At 51.7% G+C, this 16,010-nt stretch carries 12 protein-coding genes; 9 read left to right on the forward strand and 3 right to left on the reverse strand.

All coding sequences use genetic code 11. The annotated features are described in order from the left end of the window. The first annotated feature begins 26 nt into the window (after positions 1-26). The 9 genes from SIC19_RS10415 (at position 27) to SIC19_RS10455 (ending at position 11,951) form a co-directional block, all read left to right on the forward strand. Positions 27-449, forward strand: a complete 423-nt coding sequence (locus SIC19_RS10415; protein WP_007153013.1) for a F0F1 ATP synthase subunit epsilon — start codon at positions 27-29, stop codon at positions 447-449. A 142-nt stretch (positions 450-591) separates the two neighbouring features. Then, entirely contained in the window at positions 592-1,956 is a 1,365-nt protein-coding gene (gene glmU, locus SIC19_RS10420; protein WP_075196412.1) for a bifunctional UDP-N-acetylglucosamine diphosphorylase/glucosamine-1-phosphate N-acetyltransferase GlmU, read from the forward strand. 34 nt (positions 1,957-1,990) lie between these two features. Further along, entirely contained in the window at positions 1,991-3,823 is a 1,833-nt protein-coding gene (glmS, locus tag SIC19_RS10425) for a glutamine--fructose-6-phosphate transaminase (isomerizing) (protein ID WP_036211699.1), read from the forward strand. 139 nt (positions 3,824-3,962) lie between these two features. After that, complete coding sequence (locus SIC19_RS10430) at positions 3,963-4,784, forward strand: TnsA endonuclease N-terminal domain-containing protein (protein ID WP_127402024.1); 822 nt, start codon at positions 3,963-3,965, stop codon at positions 4,782-4,784. After that, on the forward strand, positions 4,768-6,843 hold the full coding sequence (locus SIC19_RS10435) for an integrase catalytic domain-containing protein (RefSeq protein WP_127402023.1): 2,076 nt from the start codon (positions 4,768-4,770) through the stop codon (positions 6,841-6,843). The genes SIC19_RS10430 and SIC19_RS10435 overlap by 17 nt, the downstream gene beginning before the upstream one ends. After that, positions 6,840-8,501: an AAA family ATPase gene (locus SIC19_RS10440; RefSeq protein ID WP_127402022.1), complete on the forward strand. Its 1,662-nt coding sequence runs from the start codon at positions 6,840-6,842 to the stop codon at positions 8,499-8,501. Before SIC19_RS10435 ends, SIC19_RS10440 begins: the two co-directional genes overlap by 4 nt. A gap of 5 nt (positions 8,502-8,506) precedes the next feature. Beyond that, entirely contained in the window at positions 8,507-10,063 is a 1,557-nt protein-coding gene (locus SIC19_RS10445) for a TnsD family Tn7-like transposition protein (protein WP_127402021.1), read from the forward strand. After that, entirely contained in the window at positions 9,999-11,621 is a 1,623-nt protein-coding gene (locus tag SIC19_RS10450; RefSeq protein WP_127402020.1) for a Tn7-like element transposition protein TnsE, read from the forward strand. Before SIC19_RS10445 ends, SIC19_RS10450 begins: the two co-directional genes overlap by 65 nt. Positions 11,622-11,732: 111 nt before the next feature. After that, complete coding sequence (locus SIC19_RS10455) at positions 11,733-11,951, forward strand: antitoxin Xre/MbcA/ParS toxin-binding domain-containing protein (protein ID WP_127402019.1); 219 nt, start codon at positions 11,733-11,735, stop codon at positions 11,949-11,951. Positions 11,952-12,105: 154 nt separating this feature from the next. On the opposite strand, the gene SIC19_RS10460 is transcribed toward SIC19_RS10455, so the two are convergent. The 3 genes from SIC19_RS10460 to SIC19_RS10470 all read right to left on the reverse strand — a co-directional run bounded on the left by SIC19_RS10460 (position 12,106) and on the right by SIC19_RS10470 (position 16,003). Then, the gene (locus tag SIC19_RS10460; protein WP_127402018.1) at positions 12,106-12,441 is read right to left on the reverse strand and encodes a hypothetical protein; all 336 of its coding nucleotides are present in this window, start codon (positions 12,439-12,441) and stop codon (positions 12,106-12,108) included. Next, a complete protein-coding gene (locus SIC19_RS10465) occupies positions 12,438-13,787 on the reverse strand; it encodes a PD-(D/E)XK nuclease family protein (RefSeq protein WP_127402017.1) in 1,350 nt (449 codons plus the stop codon). Before SIC19_RS10465 ends, SIC19_RS10460 begins: the two co-directional genes overlap by 4 nt. Positions 13,788-13,903: 116 nt before the next feature. Next, a complete protein-coding gene (locus SIC19_RS10470; protein WP_127402016.1) occupies positions 13,904-16,003 on the reverse strand; it encodes a DUF262 domain-containing protein in 2,100 nt (699 codons plus the stop codon). Positions 16,004-16,010 lie beyond the last annotated feature (7 nt).

The following is a 16,010-nucleotide window of genomic DNA, read 5'->3' on the forward strand; positions in this document are numbered from 1 at the left end:
TCCGGATCGATCAGAGAGGCAACAACATGGGTATGACCGTGCATTGTGACGTGGTAAGTGCCGAAACAAAGATCTATTCCGGATTGGTTGAAATGCTGATCGCAGCGGGCTCTGAAGGTGACCTGGGTATTGCCCCGGGTCATACGCCGCTGCTGACCCAGCTTAAGCCGGGTCCTATCCGTATAATCAAGCAGGGCGGAGAGGAGGAGATCCTCTACGTGTCTGGTGGTTATCTGGAAGTTCAGCCGAATCTGGTAACGCTGCTCGCGGACACAGCTGTCCGTGCCAAGGATGTGGACGAAGCAGCGGCGATCGAAGCTCAGCGTGAGGCTGAGAAGGCACTCGCCAACCAAACGGGTGAGTTCGAGTATTCCCGTGCCGCTGCCGAGTTGGCCGAAGCTGTTGCCCAGCTTCGCACCATCCAGCAGCTGCGCAACAAGATGCGTTAAGCATTTCTGTTCGGGACTGCCGATCACCGAAACCGCATCCTGAGTCGCCTGAGAACAGCGAAACGTTGTCAGGCAACCAAGGGTGCGGTTTTTTTGTATTCAGGCATTGAAACTGGCTACCGATCCGGAGCGTGGTAATCGTATGACTCCCCTTCACGTTGTGATTCTGGCCGCCGGCCAGGGTTCAAGAATGAAATCGTCGCTGCCGAAAGTTCTCCACCGGGTGGCTGGCAAGCCCATGCTCCATCACGTTATTGATACCGCCCGCCAATTGGGCGCCTCCGGTATCCATGGCGTCATTGGACATGGTGCGGAGCAGGTTCGGCAGATTACCCCCGCCGAAGATCTCATCTGGGCACTGCAGGAACAGCAACTGGGCACTGGCCACGCGGTTGCTCAGGCCTTGCCGGCTCTGCCGGATGAGGCTCGGGTGTTGATTCTCTATGGCGACGTACCGCTAACCAACGTTGAAACGCTCCAGAACCTGGTCTCTCAAGTAAGTGATCGTTCACTCGCGTTGTTGACCGTGAACCTGGAAACGCCGGATGGTTACGGGCGTATCCTGCGGGATGACAGTGGCAAGGTGCGTGCGATCGTGGAACAGAAGGATGCCACTGACGCCCAGAAACAAATCCGGGAGGTAAATACCGGCATCCTGGCGGTCTCGTCACGCCACTTGAAGGACTGGTTGCCGCAGCTCTCCAATCGTAATGCTCAGGGTGAGTACTACCTGACCGACATCATTGCCATGGCGGCTGATCGCGGTGTGGAAATCGCCGTTGCCCAGCCTGCCAGCGAATACGAAGTCCAGGGCGTTAACAACCGTCTTCAACTTGCCGAACTTGAGCGCTGGGTGCAGCGTCAGGAAGCGGACCGTTTGATGACTGAGGGCGCCACCCTGGCCGACCCTGCCCGTATTGACGTGCGTGGTGAATTGTCGGTGGGCCAGGATGTCCTGATCGATGTTAACGTGGTGTTTGAAGGCAAGGTGTCCCTGGCAGACGGCGTCAGCGTCGGGCCCGGTTGTGTGATACGGGACAGCCAGATTGCGGCTGGTGCGAAAATTGAAGCGCACTCAGTGATCGAGGGTGCGGATGTGGGTGCAGGCGCCAGTATCGGGCCGTTTGCACGTCTCCGGCCGGGTACCCGGCTGGCGGCCAGGACCAAGGTGGGCAACTTTGTCGAAACCAAGAAAGCCGATGTCGGCGAGGGTAGCAAGATCAACCACCTCAGTTACGTTGGCGATACCTCACTTGGCCGTAACGTAAATGTGGGTGCAGGAACCATCACCTGTAATTATGATGGGGTGAACAAGTCCAGAACCGTTATTGGTGATGACGTGTTTGTCGGGTCCAACACTTCACTGGTGGCACCGGTCAGCGTTGCCTCTGGGTCTACCATCGGCGCGGGCTCTACCATCACCCGTGATGTAGCGGAGAGTGAGCTGGCGGTCGCACGAGCTCGCCAGCGCAATATCTCCGGCTGGGAACGGCCGACGAAAAAGTGATTTAAACGATTTACAACGGACAGGTGAGAGCGACATGTGTGGCATTGTAGGTGCGGTATCAGAAAGGGATGTTCAGGGAATTCTTCTCGAAGGCCTGCGCCGTCTGGAATATCGGGGCTACGACTCCGCCGGCATGGCCGTAATTGACGGCAAACAAGCCATCAACCGGGCCCGCGAAGTGGGTAAGGTTGCGGCCCTGGCCGATGCCATCACTGGAAACGGGCTTGAGGGAGCCGCCGGCATTGCCCATACCCGCTGGGCGACCCACGGTGAACCGTCCCAGATCAATGCCCACCCGCATATGTCCGGTGACCGCCTGGCCATTGTCCACAACGGCATTATCGAGAACTACCAGGAGCTACGGGAAGAACTGAAAGCCGAGGGGTTTGAGTTCACCTCCCAGACGGACACCGAAGTCGTTGCGCACCTTATCGAAAAGCAGTTCCGCCTCAGCAACAGCCTTTACGAGGCCGTGAGCACCGCCATTGAACGTTTGCGCGGTGCCTTTGCGCTGGCAGTGATTCATGCCGACGAGCCAGACCATATGGTGGTGTGCCGTGAAGGCAGTCCGTTGGTGGTGGGTGTCGGCATAGGCGAGAATTTCATCGCTTCCGACCAGCTCGCGTTACTGCCTGTCACCGACCGTTTCATGTTCCTCGAAGAAGGGGATATCGCCGATATCCGTCGTGATCACATTGAGATTCATGATCGTAACAAGCAGCTGGTGGAACGCGCGGTTAACCGTTTTGAACACAGCCAAGACGCTGCCGAAAAAGGCGAGTATCGCCACTTCATGCTCAAGGAAATCCATGAGCAGCCGAGGGTCATACGCGCCACAACGGAAGGCCGGGTTACCAACACCCGTGTGCTGGAACAGGCACTGGGTACCCAGGCTGGCAACCTGCTGGAAGACGTTCGCCATGTTCAGATCATCGCCTGTGGCACCAGTTACCATGCCGGCATGGTGGCACGCTACTGGATAGAGGACCTGGCGGGCGTGCCCTGTTCCGTGGAAGTGGCCTCCGAGTTTCGCTACCGCAAGCACGTGATTCAGCCGGACACCCTGTTCCTGTGTATCTCCCAGTCCGGCGAAACCGCCGACACTCTGGCTGCCCTGCGCCAGGCGAAAAAGGCCGGTTTCCGCGCCGCCATGGCCATCTGCAACGTGCCCGGCAGCTCCCTGGTGCGGGAATCTGACCTGGTGATCATGACCCAGGCCGGCCCGGAAATCGGGGTTGCGTCCACCAAGGCGTTTACCACCCAGTTGACCGCGCTGTTGATCTTCACCCTGGCGCTGGCTCGCCACAACGGCCTGGAAGAGTCGCGCGAAGCAGAAATTGTTGAGGCGATTCGCCTACTACCCAGCCAGGTGGATCAGGTACTGGCACTGGATGGCGATATCGCCGAAATGTCGAAGTCGTTCATGGACAAGAACCACAGTCTGTTCCTGGGTCGTGGCGCCATGTTCCCGGTGGCTCTGGAAGGTGCACTGAAGCTCAAGGAAATTTCCTACATCCATGCCGAAGCCTATCCGGCCGGCGAGCTCAAGCATGGCCCCCTTGCTCTGGTAGACGGGGAGATGCCGGTGGTCACCGTGGCCCCCAACAACGAGTTGCTGGAAAAGCTGAAATCCAACCTGGAAGAAGTTCGCGCCCGCGGTGGCGAGCTGTTTGTATTTGCTGACCAGGCAGCGGATGTGCGGCCCCAGGAAGGTATCCACGTAATGCCGCTGCCGTCGGTACACCCGATCACCTCACCGATTGTCTATACCGTGCCGCTGCAGCTCCTCTCGTACCATGTTGCGGTGCTCAAGGGCACCGATGTGGATCAGCCGCGGAACCTGGCGAAGAGTGTGACGGTCGAGTAGCGTGGTACAAACTCGGAGCCTGCTTGTGGGTTGATAATAAAGTTGGTAACAAGGTAAAAGAGTTGGTAACTTTAGAATAAAGTTGGTAACTGGCGGCCGATGTGTCAGAGTCAGGCTATTTCCTCGGGATTAATAGGGAATGGCCAGCTACAAGCTCGACAAGAAAACTGAAAAGTGGATCAAAGAAGGGCGCGGCAAAGGTAGCGGTGAAGATTACCTTCCGTGGCTGACGGTACGAGATCTGTCCTCGAAGGGGCGTTCGCATCGAGTTATTGGCCACCTTACAGGGCGGACTCATCACTTCTTCTCAGATCTTGAACTGGCCGCCTTCTTGTTGCTCGAATGGAACCCTACTGTTACCGACATTCGTGAGCAATTTCCTCTTCGAATCGAAGACACCCTCTCAATGGCTGAGCAAGCCAGCATCCGGCATCCCGAAGCTGGCGGATGCCATCAGATAATGTCCACTGATTTTGTAGTTGATTTATCTGCCCCAACCGGGCCAAAGAAATTCGCCATCCAGGTAAAAACCTCCACTGACCTAATGGATCCTCGAACAGTTGAGAAGCTCGAAATTGAGCGACGCTATTGGAGACTCAAAGGCATTCCTTGGTATCTCATGACCGATAAGCAGATGCCTCGGACTATCATGAAAAACCTTGAGTTCCTTTACTCAGCACGAGTGCAAAACGAGACCACGGAGGTCTTGCTTCAGAGCTTACCGATCTATGTCGATGTGCTGGAAGAAAACCCGAATACCGGGCTCCCGGAGTTAGGCATGCTGATTGACCAGTCCTATTCGCTGGAGCCAGGCACATCGCTAGCCAGGTTAAGAACGCTAGCGGCCTTGAGAGTATTAACGTTTGATATTTCCACTCCTTGGACCGAGCTGGTAGCACAAGATCTACAGGTGATTGAGGATATTGCGTTGCTGAGGGCGAGTTATGCTGCGAATCAATGACATATTCAAATTGGCGCAGGATCGTTTTCGTATATTGGCGCTGTCGGGCCAGCATGCTATCTGGATAAATATTGACTCAGAAAAAGCTTGGCCAGAATTGGTTAGAACTTCCACGATTGAAAAACGAATTTTTGATGAGGAGCTCTTTCGGACAACAGATCCACACCAGGAATTGGCCTCGTTGTCCGTAGAGCGTGGTAGTAAAGCTCAGATAATTCGGGATCAACGGTATGATTTAATTGCTCCACTACTTGCTACTGACGACGTTTATTACCGAAGTGGTAGAGGCCAGTTAGTCCAATCTCGTAGTGACGAAACCGGTAAGCCGAGGAAAACGCTATATAAAAACCTCAGACAATACTGGCAGCGCGGTGCGATGCCTAATGCACTTCTACCTGATTATCGAAAATCCGGGGGTAAGGGACAGAAAAAGACATCTAAGAAGAAACTTGGGCGGCCAAGGAAAATCTCACCTGGTACGGGGATAACCGCCGACTCCACAATCCAAAAAATGTTCCGCTTGGTAATTGACCATCATTACGTCAATGACAAGGGTAACTCGTTGGCATACGCCCATCGGCGATTTATCGATATGTTCGAAGCTTACAATCCCAAGGTACGGCCCGAAGATTATCCAACACTGACTCAGTTGAGATACTTTTACCATCGGGAGTATGAAAAAGCGGATCGCATTCGCCTCAGGTCAAATAGAATTTCCTACCAAAAAGATGTCCGGCCATTGATCGGGACCTCCACAGCAGGAGTGCTTGGTCCAGGCTCCAGGTATGAAATTGATGCAACGATTGCCGATATTTATCTGTTGTCTATTGATCGACAAAGAATTATAGGTCGCCCCACCTTGTACGTGGTGGTTGATGTTTTCAGTCGCATGGTGACGGGTTTCTACATTGGCCTGGAAAATCCATCCTACGTCACGGCCATGAGCGCGCTGACAACCTCCATGTCGGATAAAACCGAACTTTGTGCCAATTATGGATTGGAGATTGCACCAGAGCAGTGGCCGACAGTTGGCGTGCCAGACGCGATCCTCGCGGACCGAGGGGAACTACTTGGGCACCAGATTGAATCGCTTGAGAAAGCCTTTGGAGTTCGAATCGAGATTACTCCGCCATACCGGGGAGATGCAAAAGGGATTGTTGAGCGGTACTTCCGAACCCTTCAAGCCGAGTTTAAACCCTTTGCACCGGGCGTAGTTACAGCTACAAAAATCAGAAAGCAAGGCGGAAAAGACTACCGGCTGGACGCGAGACTGACCCTCCATGAATTTACACAGATCATGCTAGCCTCAATTCTTCATCGGAACCAACATGCGGTGTTGTCAAAATACGATCGCGATTCGGATATGCCAAACGACATGGCGTTAACCCCGCTCAATATCTGGAATTGGGGTATAGAGAATCGAACTGGTCGGTTGAAGACTGTATCGGAAGAAGCGCTGCGGATTGCTCTGTTGCCGCGCCAGAAAGTTCATCTTTCCGATTTTGGGGTCAGCTGTTTTGGTGCTTATTACACGTCGAAGGAGCTGTTGGCATCCGGGTGGCTCCATCGTAACGGAGACCGCAGAGTTACCGGTCTTGAGGCAGCCTACGATCCTGCAGTGGCAGATCGTATTTATCTGTTTCCAAAAAAAGGGAGTTCGGAATACTGGGTATGTTCTCTGACAGATCGCTCGCGTCAGTTTCGTAGCAACTCTATGTGGGAGTTATGGGCCAGTCAGGAAGCGCAGCGAAAGGCAACTAGCGCTGCAAAAGTGGCAGAGACAATCAGTAAACGAGACCTGGAAAATCTAATCAGCAACACTATCAAAAACGCTGAGAGTTCCCGCCCTGCTGTCACCAAGAAGCAATCCAAAGCCGAAACTGTCAGGGGTATACGCGATAATCGCAGGAAAGAGCGGGACGTTGAAAGGGCCGCACAAACAAATGCCCGTCAGCCTGACAGTAGCAAACCGAAATCTGATGTAACCTACCTGCATGGCAAACCGGATGATGGAGCTTTCCCGGATTTTCTGGATGAGCTGTTTGGAGACGATGAATGACTTTACCTTCGGGAATGGTGAGTGCCGTTTATCAGGACACCGGCATACCGGCATATTTTGGCAATCCACTGATTGAGGCGTTACCGCCAATTCCCGAGCGCAAACAGCTCATAGCCGGGCTCAGTGAGACCATGGAGCTTCGGCCGTCAGAAATATACCTGGACGGTCAGACGCGGGTTCATATCATCTCTCAGCTACTGGACGGTTTCTTCCAGCCGCTGGCACGCCATATCGAGCTTGAATCAAAAATCTCGATCATGCTGCGCCAGGGGTATGTTGGTCGCAATATTGCCACTGGTGATCTATCAGCCCATTTACAGAACGGATATGAGCGCATCAAGAGCGGAGACTTGAAGGCATTTCGCTTTGATCACGTCGAGTCGACTGCGAAAAGCCTCGCGTTCATCGGGTGCTCCGGTTCCGGCAAAACCAGCTCGCTAAACCGCATTCTGGCAACCTATCCACAGATGATTCATCACCCGAAACATAATTTCATTCAGATTGTGTTCCTGAAAATCGATTGTCCTCATGACGGAACTCTTAAAAGCTTATGCCATAATTTTTTCCGGGAAATCGATTCCATTCTTGGTACAGATTATGTCCGGCAATACGGCGAAAAGCGACACGGTGTAGAGGCAATGATCGCGCTAATGTCTCAGTTGGCAAACACTTATGCGATTGGCGTATTGGTCATCGATGAAATACAGCACCTGAATCTTGGTAAAGCCGGTGGGGCTGAGAGGATGCTGAATTTCTTTGTCACTTTGGTAAATGAAATCTCCGTGCCGGTGGTGATGGTTGGAACACCAAAGGCGCGGCCGATCTTTGAGACAGATCTTCGATCTGCACGGCGAGGAGCGGGGTTTGGATCAATATTGTGGGAACCACTGCGTAAACCTACAGCCGACGAAAACATAGACCGAACTGAATGGGGTGCGTTCACGAGAAAGCTTTGGAAGTACCAGTGGCTCACCAAAGCCAGTGACACCATGTCGGATGATTTAAGGGATCTTTGGTTCGATCTGTCTCAGGGCATCATGGATGTCGTTATCAAGTTGTTCGTTCTGTCCCAGATCCGAGCGGTTGTAACAGGCACAGAACGAATCACACCCAATATAATGAAAAAAGTTTATGACGACGAACTGAAGCCGATTCACCCGATGATGGAAGCTTTACGTTCCGGCGATCCAAGCCTAATTGCCCAATTCTCAGACCTCATAATCCCGGATGTGGATAAGAAGATTCTGGAGCTCAGTACCCTTCTGGAATCTACCCAAGAGCAGATCCGGAAATCCGTTCAGTACAACGGAAACGATCAGGCAATTCGGCTGCACAACATGCTGGCTGACATGGGCTATGACTCAGACCTTTTGGAACCACTAATCCAACGAGCATTTGAGGAGCACGCCGAGTTACAGCTAAAAGACCTCATGCCCATCATTCTTGACTGGTACAAGTCTTCCGAGCAATTGCAACCGGTGACGGGAAAGCAAAAAACTAAATCGGTCAAAGTGAAAGATTGGCATACCCTCGATTCTGATGATTTGCGCTTTATGCACTCTCAAGCGGCAAACGAAGACGAGATGCTGGAGGCTGCGCATCAATCGGGGCTGGTGTTTAACAGCGCCCAGTGGCTGGGTTCCGGTAACCAGGCGTAAATGCCATGCTGAATTTCCCAGTTCCTTACCCTGAAGAGCTGATATACAGCACAGTGGCCAGGGCAGGAATTCGGGAAGGGATTATTAGCCCTAAGGAATTGCTGGATGACGTGTATGGTAACCGCAACGTCATTGCGACGCTGGATTTGCCTAACCAGCTGCATAGGATTTCTAGCTGGTTGCCCTCTGAATATACCGTCGAAACGATTGCCTATCGGCATACTCTATTCCCCTTGTATGCCCCATTTATCCCGGAAGAACGCCGCAAACGATGTCTGGCATGGATGGCTGGACAATCTCGGGGTGCAGTGCACCTGTCGATGGGCGTAACCGCATCGCTTGTGAAGGTGCCGGGTCAGGTTCGGTATTGTTCCGGGTGCCTGAACAAGCAAAAACGAACCTTTGGAGAATATTTCTGGAAGCGGGAGTGGCAGATAGCCGGAGTGGACTGCTGTGAAAAGCACGGTGAACTCATCAATACGGCCATTGCTCGCCCCCTAGCGGATCAACACCGCTACCATGACGCTTCACCTGATACTTGCCCGTTATTTCCCCAACGGCCAGCTCGCAACGAATCGCAGATGATTCTGGCTCAGGTCAGGGAGCTATTAGGACAACAGCAGGCCACGTCACCGAGTTATCAGCAGTGGTCTATTCACTATCATTGGCTGGCTAGTCAGCATGGCTTTACTCGCGGCCAAGCTCACATCAACCATAGTGAGATTGCCGAGGCCGTGACCTCCCTTTGGTCTGCCGAGTTTTTGCGGCGATATGGTTTGGTGATAGATCGGAACTCGGATTATTGCTGGCTGCGGGCGATGTTCCGGAAGCATCGGAAATCCTTCAGCTACCTCCAACACATTATTGTTCACCACGCGCTTTTGCCTGAGGGCTGGTCGATTGTCGATGTTATTGGCAGTGTAAAAGTGTTGCCAGCGCACTTGTCACCAGAGTCAACAGTGGGGCCTCCCGTTGGCACGAACCAATGTTTAACGCAAGATCAGCACGATTGGATGAAAATGCTGGCAGAGCAACCACCGAAAAAGGCTCGCTCGGCAGCCCCTGCGCTGTACGCACGATTGTACCGGTACGACCGACTCTGGCTGAAACAGGTAAATCAAGCCCAGCCACGAGTAAACGTTATTAAAAGAAAACCGAGGGTTGATTGGCGGCGGCGGGATCTGCAATATCAGAGTAAGTTGCGGGAAATTTTGACATTTTTGTGGACTGACCAACGCGGCCCTCGGCGGTCACAGACGTATTTGCTGAAACAGCTGGGTAAGCTCTCCACCTTGGAAAAGAAAATCAACCGGTTGCCGCGAACCAAGCAGCTGCTTGAGCGCTACACCGAGAGCGTTCCCGACTATCAGATGAGGCGGCTAAGAAACGCATGGTGGCAACTAAAGCAGGGGTTCGAGCACCCACCACGTTGGCGATTATTACGCGTTGCCGGGCTCAGTGAAACACGACTCACCGAAGAAGCACGAGATTACTTGAATGACCTCGAAGAAAGCGACGACAACTCCAATAATCAAGGGCATCGAGGACAACAGTCGAGTTAAAGAAATCGGTTCGATACACCGGCGCCTCGGCACCGCAGACTGGCGAATTAATATCAAGCTCGACCCCGGTCAGAGGAAAAAGCACTTCAGTCTCTCCCAAGTGGGATTGATGCCAAGACGGCGGCTTCTCAACGTTACAGCGACAGGTGATGTGGCACGAGCCGGGTACGAAAAGGAAATCCAGGTGTATGACGCGACTACCTGGGGACATTGCCTGATAGGCGACTGTCCAATCAAAAATATCCGCGAGCAGGAAGATCATGAACAGTGGTGCTTCAAGTTTGAGTCTGGTGGTATCGAGTTCTTCTTACCTCAAATTGAGCTGGCCAGAGTTCTCTTTTTTCACTATTCGTACATGACTCGGCTCGCGATGAGGCCAAGTGGGTTGAAAGAAGAATTTGATATTCAGCCGGGTGACGAGCCAGACACTGCTGAAATTCACATCTTACCGACTTGTTCACTCCCCTTGAATCCTCGTGGTAACACAGCACAACGCAGGGTGTTGGCATGGATTCTTTTAGATGATGAAGTTCGACGGTCGTTTAGTAGTATTGCTCAATACCAGTTGACTGAAGGAGAGGACCTGAATGGTTATCGACTTTGGCGATTTCGATTTGATCCTCCTCCGCTAAAAAACGTGAAGATATCGCTACGTGGACAGTATCTCCCTGAATCTGAAGTCATGTTTGTGTACGAAATTGATAGCGTTAAAAATCTGAATACCCAGAGTTCAAAACAGATTGAGTTTTTTGATCCGAAGCTTGCTGAGCAGAGCGCAGGAAATGCCACCAGGCGGCCGGATTCCGGCGTTCCGACGGAGGCATTTCAAATAAACGATGATGAGCTAGCGTCATCGGATACTGGTGAATATCAACTTCAAGTTCCACCCGTGATATTGTCGTTTTCCGAGCCTGCCTACACTACTCGTAAACCCTATGACGGTCGGAGACGAACCAGGGCGGGCAAAGGCACAGAAGAGATAAATTTAACAGGTGACGCTCACACCGAGGTGAGCACCGACGAACCTACCATCAGAGGGGAGATTCCCTCAGGTGTATTTGATGGTGTTGATGACCAGAGCGATGACGCTCATCTTTATCTTCATAGATTTGAAGCGTTTGTTTTAATGGTCGATCACCTGGAAGCAAACGGATGCGAAGTACTCTCTGGACAGATCCGCAAATTGCCAGTGTTGCAAGGTCATTCCAAATATCGTCTACCTGATGGCAACCCAAGATGTGTAGTTTATCGAGTACTGAAATATGAGCACCAGATTTACGCGCTTGTGGAAATAGACACCACAGATAAAGAGAAAAGACTGTCAACGTTGCTCATAAGGCAACCAAATGACGTTTACGATTGGAACTCGAAGGTTGAAGAGTTATGCCAGCTTTTGGTCAAAAAATCGTTATGTTGGCCAACGAAAAAGCTGGATAGGGAATTCTCAGAAGGATACAAACGTATACCTCATCAGAGGACTCCCGATCACAACAAGTTGATACTGGACTCTGCGTCAGTGGAGCAGTGGGCGAAAAGGGTACTAGGTGCTCTCTTTTGACACAGTGGAAGTGTTTCTGCGAATTCAATGAGCAGAGGCATTGATAAGATACCATTGATTTCGAGCAAATATGTGAAACACTCAGGTGTTGTAGCAACTGGAGAATCACCAATGACCAATGATCAAATGACAACCGATGAGCTCAGGAACCTCGCCTATTCTGAGGCGGTGGAGATGTTCGAGGGTGATCGCGGGGCTGCAGACAGGTGGTTGTCCTCGCCGGCCCATGGATTGGGAAGCTGCACACCAGACTCACTGATGGGAACTAAAGAGGGTATTGAGAAAGTCCGCACGCTAATCGGCCAGCTGGAGCGAGGAGTCTTACCATAAAGCCCAGACTTGGTATGGAACTGTAGGCTCGTGGTGTGAGGGAACTCCCACTCCTGCTTGCGAGCTCGGAATCAGATTATCTATCCGTTCTTCCTGGAGAAATACTGGCGCAGGTTCTCTCAGCAGCTGGCACTAATGACACGTCATTACAGGCTCACACGTCCCGTAGTTCTTCAAACTTGCTCCTTGGCAGCCACTCGATTGCCAGATCGTTTCCGCGAATCTTTACAACGCCCTGGCCAGCGTTTGGTTTATCGTGCTCGGCGCGATACACCAGCAAGGTATCCAGCAACTCCATCAGATGCATTTTGAAGCCGGAATTCTTCAATGCATTGTGATCAGCTTCCTCAAACTGCCAACGAGCATGATCGAGTCGGTTTTCGTCGGAGTCGCTCATGAAAAACACTTTCCCTTCGGCTGTACTATCTGTCAGGTGTTGTTCCGCCAGTTGGTCGAGTCGGGCCTGATCAAAGTTGGCGTCGTAGCTCATATCTCGGTTCCTTTTGATACGGTCGTGCTATCAGCACAAACCAAGGTTGTTAAAAGTTGGCCCAGAATTACTCGTTGTGGGCTGTTGGAAAAATCGGCAAGGTGAATGATGCCTTGGTACTCAAGGGCTTCGGCGTATGTCATAACCTGAGGAAATATCTTGCTTGCCAGTGCAGCAGGCTCTGAAAGTTCCAGAGTTAGCATCCGGTCCTCCACAGAGCCATTAGCACGTTCTTTAAGCAGGCAGCCGACATGCAGCATCTTGGAGCCGTAAAACAGCATAAGAATCGCATCCTTTGCCCATGGCCCGGTCTCCAGTCGATAGAAAGCGCCCCGGTTGCGTGTTCCATTACCCGGTCGGAAAAAATTAAATCTAGGCTCGTACAGGAGGCTGGAAGCATCATTTTGAAAGGCGGTATGTACGAAGGGTCTCAGCAACTCGACGTTTTCTGGGCCGATCCGGGTCATGGCACCTTTAGCGACAAGCGGCTCGAATAACTCTTCCAAATTCGTTGTTAATGCTTGCTCAAGCCAGCTGGCGTGTATGGTCGGTAATTCTCTGGCCAGTTGGATCGCCTGCTCATGGTGTCGCTTTCCTTCAGCAATCCCGTCATCGAGTACCTCTTTCAACGTTTTCACCTTGCTCACATACTCCTTTGTCGCCCTTTCTACCACTGCTTGATAATCCTGCAACGCCCAAGCGATGTTAGATTGCTGGTCGATCGCGTTAACGCATGACTCTAGCCAGGTATGAATATTGTTTTGCCGGGTATTTCTCCGGTAACTGAGATTTTGATATTGAGCGACTGGCTGTCTGTTAGTGTTGAGCAAACGCAACGTCTGGTGACAAACCGTCAACCCACCCAGACCGAAGGCTGAGGGGTTTTGTCGATTCTTCGTCAGGTAGATAAACAGCGTGTCGTCCGCTTTCGCCGGATCCGTGGCGTTAATCACTTCCAGGTAACGCGCTACTTGCCTGTGCTGATCCTGCGCGTTGAGTTTGTTCTCGATGACGATCTGACGGTTGCCATCGGTTATCCAAAGATCAATCTGATCTCCTTGACCATCCGGGCAATGTTCTTTCAGAACAGTGGCGGATGTTGGCTCCAGCCAATCCTTTCGTCCGATAGCATCCAGAAAGAGTTCCAAAAAACGCGTTCCCTGATAATGCTTCCCCTTTGGATTCAGCAGTGAATAGATAAACCGGGTATGAAGCCGGACTTCATCATTTACTGACAGAACCGAGCTGAGCAGATTGAAGTCGTTCAATCCCTGTTGTTTTTGTTCTGCTTGTTCGTCCTCGAACGCCTCCAGTGCAGCGAAAAGCTCTTCCCATGTCGAATCCATCTTATTTGCCTTATCCCGTTTCCACCTGACCTGGAAAAGTCTCGCAATGGCGATTTTGACGGCAACTTATCCAGATTAGATAGGTATTCCCAGTTGCCGGGCCACATACGGAATGTTCAATCAGCATCGTTACCCATTTGCTTCTCAAACGCCTGTCGAATGAGCCCCATCACATAGGGCAGTTCAGACTCCTCACTGAAACCTATTTCTACATCGCCATTTCCCCAACGTCCGAGATTCGTTACATCACGGGCCAATCCTTTCGGGTCGCTCAGCTCATGAAATGGCATATTGAGAGACAGTCGCAACCGGGCCTTTTGTGGGACCACATCGAGAAAGTTTGTTTCGGCTTTGAAGGCGATATACAGCTTGAGGACTTCTTCAGTGACACTTGGATCAAGCGCCAAAACTTCCTTTCGGAGCTGCTCAAAGAGAGCGCGCATTGGGCTGCCGTCTACCAGTTGAGGATGGTCTTCAAGGCTATAAGCTTCCGGTTTGGCAGGTACGTTGCGGTACGTATCGAGGATCTCGTCTGGTAATACCGGTGCTGACCAAACCTTTACAGCCTCGCGTGCCAGCTTGGTAGCACGATTCTGAATGGCGTCCTCATTCCATGCTTCTACACCGCCCAAGCCATCATTTAGGCGGAGGGGGCTCTGTTTGAACCCTCCTTGCATATCTCGCTTCTCGGTGAAGGCTCGGTCACTGTACTCCGAGTTGTAGCCCGTAAGCGTCAGATTACCCAGCGTATGCAGCCAGGTCTCGTGGACACGTTTCCATTCGGGACCAAGCTCATCTCTCCATTGCGCAGACAGGCTTTCATTCTGCGGCATGATATGTTCGATGGTGTATTCGTCGACCGGAACCCGTTCCTTGCGCTCAAAGTTTTCCAAGCGGCGTAACCAATAGCTTCGGCTCCGGAAGTTGTAGAGGTCGCGTACTGCAAGTTCTCTTTTAAACTCTTCGTCATTCGGAAAACGCCGGTATGACCTTAAGCCAAGTAGATGAGCCTTTATGCTCTCCAGGTACCGGTTCTTTTGCAGTGATTTGTGAAAGGTTGCAAAGGTCTTGTTCAGTGAGTTTGTAGGGATGGCACAAACGGCACGACGGAAGACATAAGCCTCTATTAGCCGAATAGCGGTATGAAAATCCTCTCGGGACAGATTGTCCTGTTGGTAATCATGATACAGCTCCAGCAGGAACGGATACGCCACATCGACTTTCAGTTCGCGAAGATCCTTAAATGCCATTCCGAGTTGTTTATCTGTCTCTTTGCTCAACGCCATCGCACAAAAATACCGGGCGAAAGCATGTATTTCTGCAACCAGCGAATCGACACCAGCACTTGCTACTTCGGGACGACGTGAGTGCTGCTTGAAAGCCTCATACACCTCGTCTAACCGGGGAATTTCTCCGGTTTTAACCGTGAGGTAGTGACGCATGAAACTGTCAAAGTAAACGCCATAGCCTTCTTGTCCGAACTCCACTTCCATCGGACGCCAATGGTCATGATAGAGCCGGGTCTGATGCTCCGGCTCCAGTCCCATCAGTACATAGTTCCGAATCAGGTCAGCCTGGCTCAGGGCTTTGCCGGTAGAGTTCATGCTCTCAAAAATCAGTTGGGGATTATCCTGGTCTCGGCTTAGCGCAATATCAACGATGATAAGCTTGGAAAGCCCCCGGCATAGGGTTTCCAGCTCCCCGTTAAGCCGCTCAATCTGACTGTTGAAGAACTCAAAGTTCTCCTGAATTCGAAGAGAACCGTCATTGGGTAACGGTTTTTGCGTGACTAACGCCAGCAAGCTCTCTTTGTCGGTTTGCGTCAAAAGTAGTTTGTAAGCACGTTCACCGTCTTCCAACGGATTGAGCAGGTAGTAATTGCGTAGCTTCTTAGCCGAGAATCCCTCCAGAGGTTCTGTTTCTCCAAGGTGTCGGGCTAGCGCCTCAAGAATCAGCATCGTGGTGGTCAGCCGCTGCTGCCCATCAATGACCAGTAATGGCGATTGACTGGACACCTGGTATAGCCCCTTCTCGATGTAGACTACCGAGCCAATGAAATGTGCTGATACACCATCGTTGTTACCAGCGCGCATAATGTCGTCCCACAGTTGACGACATTGTTGCTCAGGCCAGGAATACGTTCGTTGATAGATCGGAATGACGAATTGTGGCGATTTCTTCAGGAAATCTAGTAACTTGGCTTCTGTAGCTTTCATAACGGAC

Source organism: Marinobacter sp. MIT930201 (assembly GCF_047122665.1).
In the GTDB taxonomy this organism is placed as follows: Bacteria; Pseudomonadota; Gammaproteobacteria; order Pseudomonadales; family Oleiphilaceae; genus Marinobacter; species Marinobacter salarius.

Coding starts and splice junctions, on each gene's coding strand:
- SIC19_RS10415 (WP_007153013.1), top strand. CDS start 27: ATGGGTATGACCGTGCATTGTGACGTGGTAAGTGCCGAAACAAAGATC.
- glmU (WP_075196412.1), top strand. CDS start 592: ATGACTCCCCTTCACGTTGTGATTCTGGCCGCCGGCCAGGGTTCAAGA.
- glmS (WP_036211699.1), top strand. CDS start 1,991: ATGTGTGGCATTGTAGGTGCGGTATCAGAAAGGGATGTTCAGGGAATT.
- SIC19_RS10430 (WP_127402024.1), top strand. CDS start 3,963: ATGGCCAGCTACAAGCTCGACAAGAAAACTGAAAAGTGGATCAAAGAA.
- SIC19_RS10435 (WP_127402023.1), top strand. CDS start 4,768: ATGCTGCGAATCAATGACATATTCAAATTGGCGCAGGATCGTTTTCGT.
- SIC19_RS10440 (WP_127402022.1), top strand. CDS start 6,840: ATGACTTTACCTTCGGGAATGGTGAGTGCCGTTTATCAGGACACCGGC.
- SIC19_RS10445 (WP_127402021.1), top strand. CDS start 8,507: ATGCTGAATTTCCCAGTTCCTTACCCTGAAGAGCTGATATACAGCACA.
- SIC19_RS10450 (WP_127402020.1), top strand. CDS start 9,999: ATGACCTCGAAGAAAGCGACGACAACTCCAATAATCAAGGGCATCGAG.
- SIC19_RS10455 (WP_127402019.1), top strand. CDS start 11,733: ATGACCAATGATCAAATGACAACCGATGAGCTCAGGAACCTCGCCTAT.
- SIC19_RS10460 (WP_127402018.1), bottom strand. CDS start 12,441: ATGAGCTACGACGCCAACTTTGATCAGGCCCGACTCGACCAACTGGCG.
- SIC19_RS10465 (WP_127402017.1), bottom strand. CDS start 13,787: ATGGATTCGACATGGGAAGAGCTTTTCGCTGCACTGGAGGCGTTCGAG.
- SIC19_RS10470 (WP_127402016.1), bottom strand. CDS start 16,003: ATGAAAGCTACAGAAGCCAAGTTACTAGATTTCCTGAAGAAATCGCCA.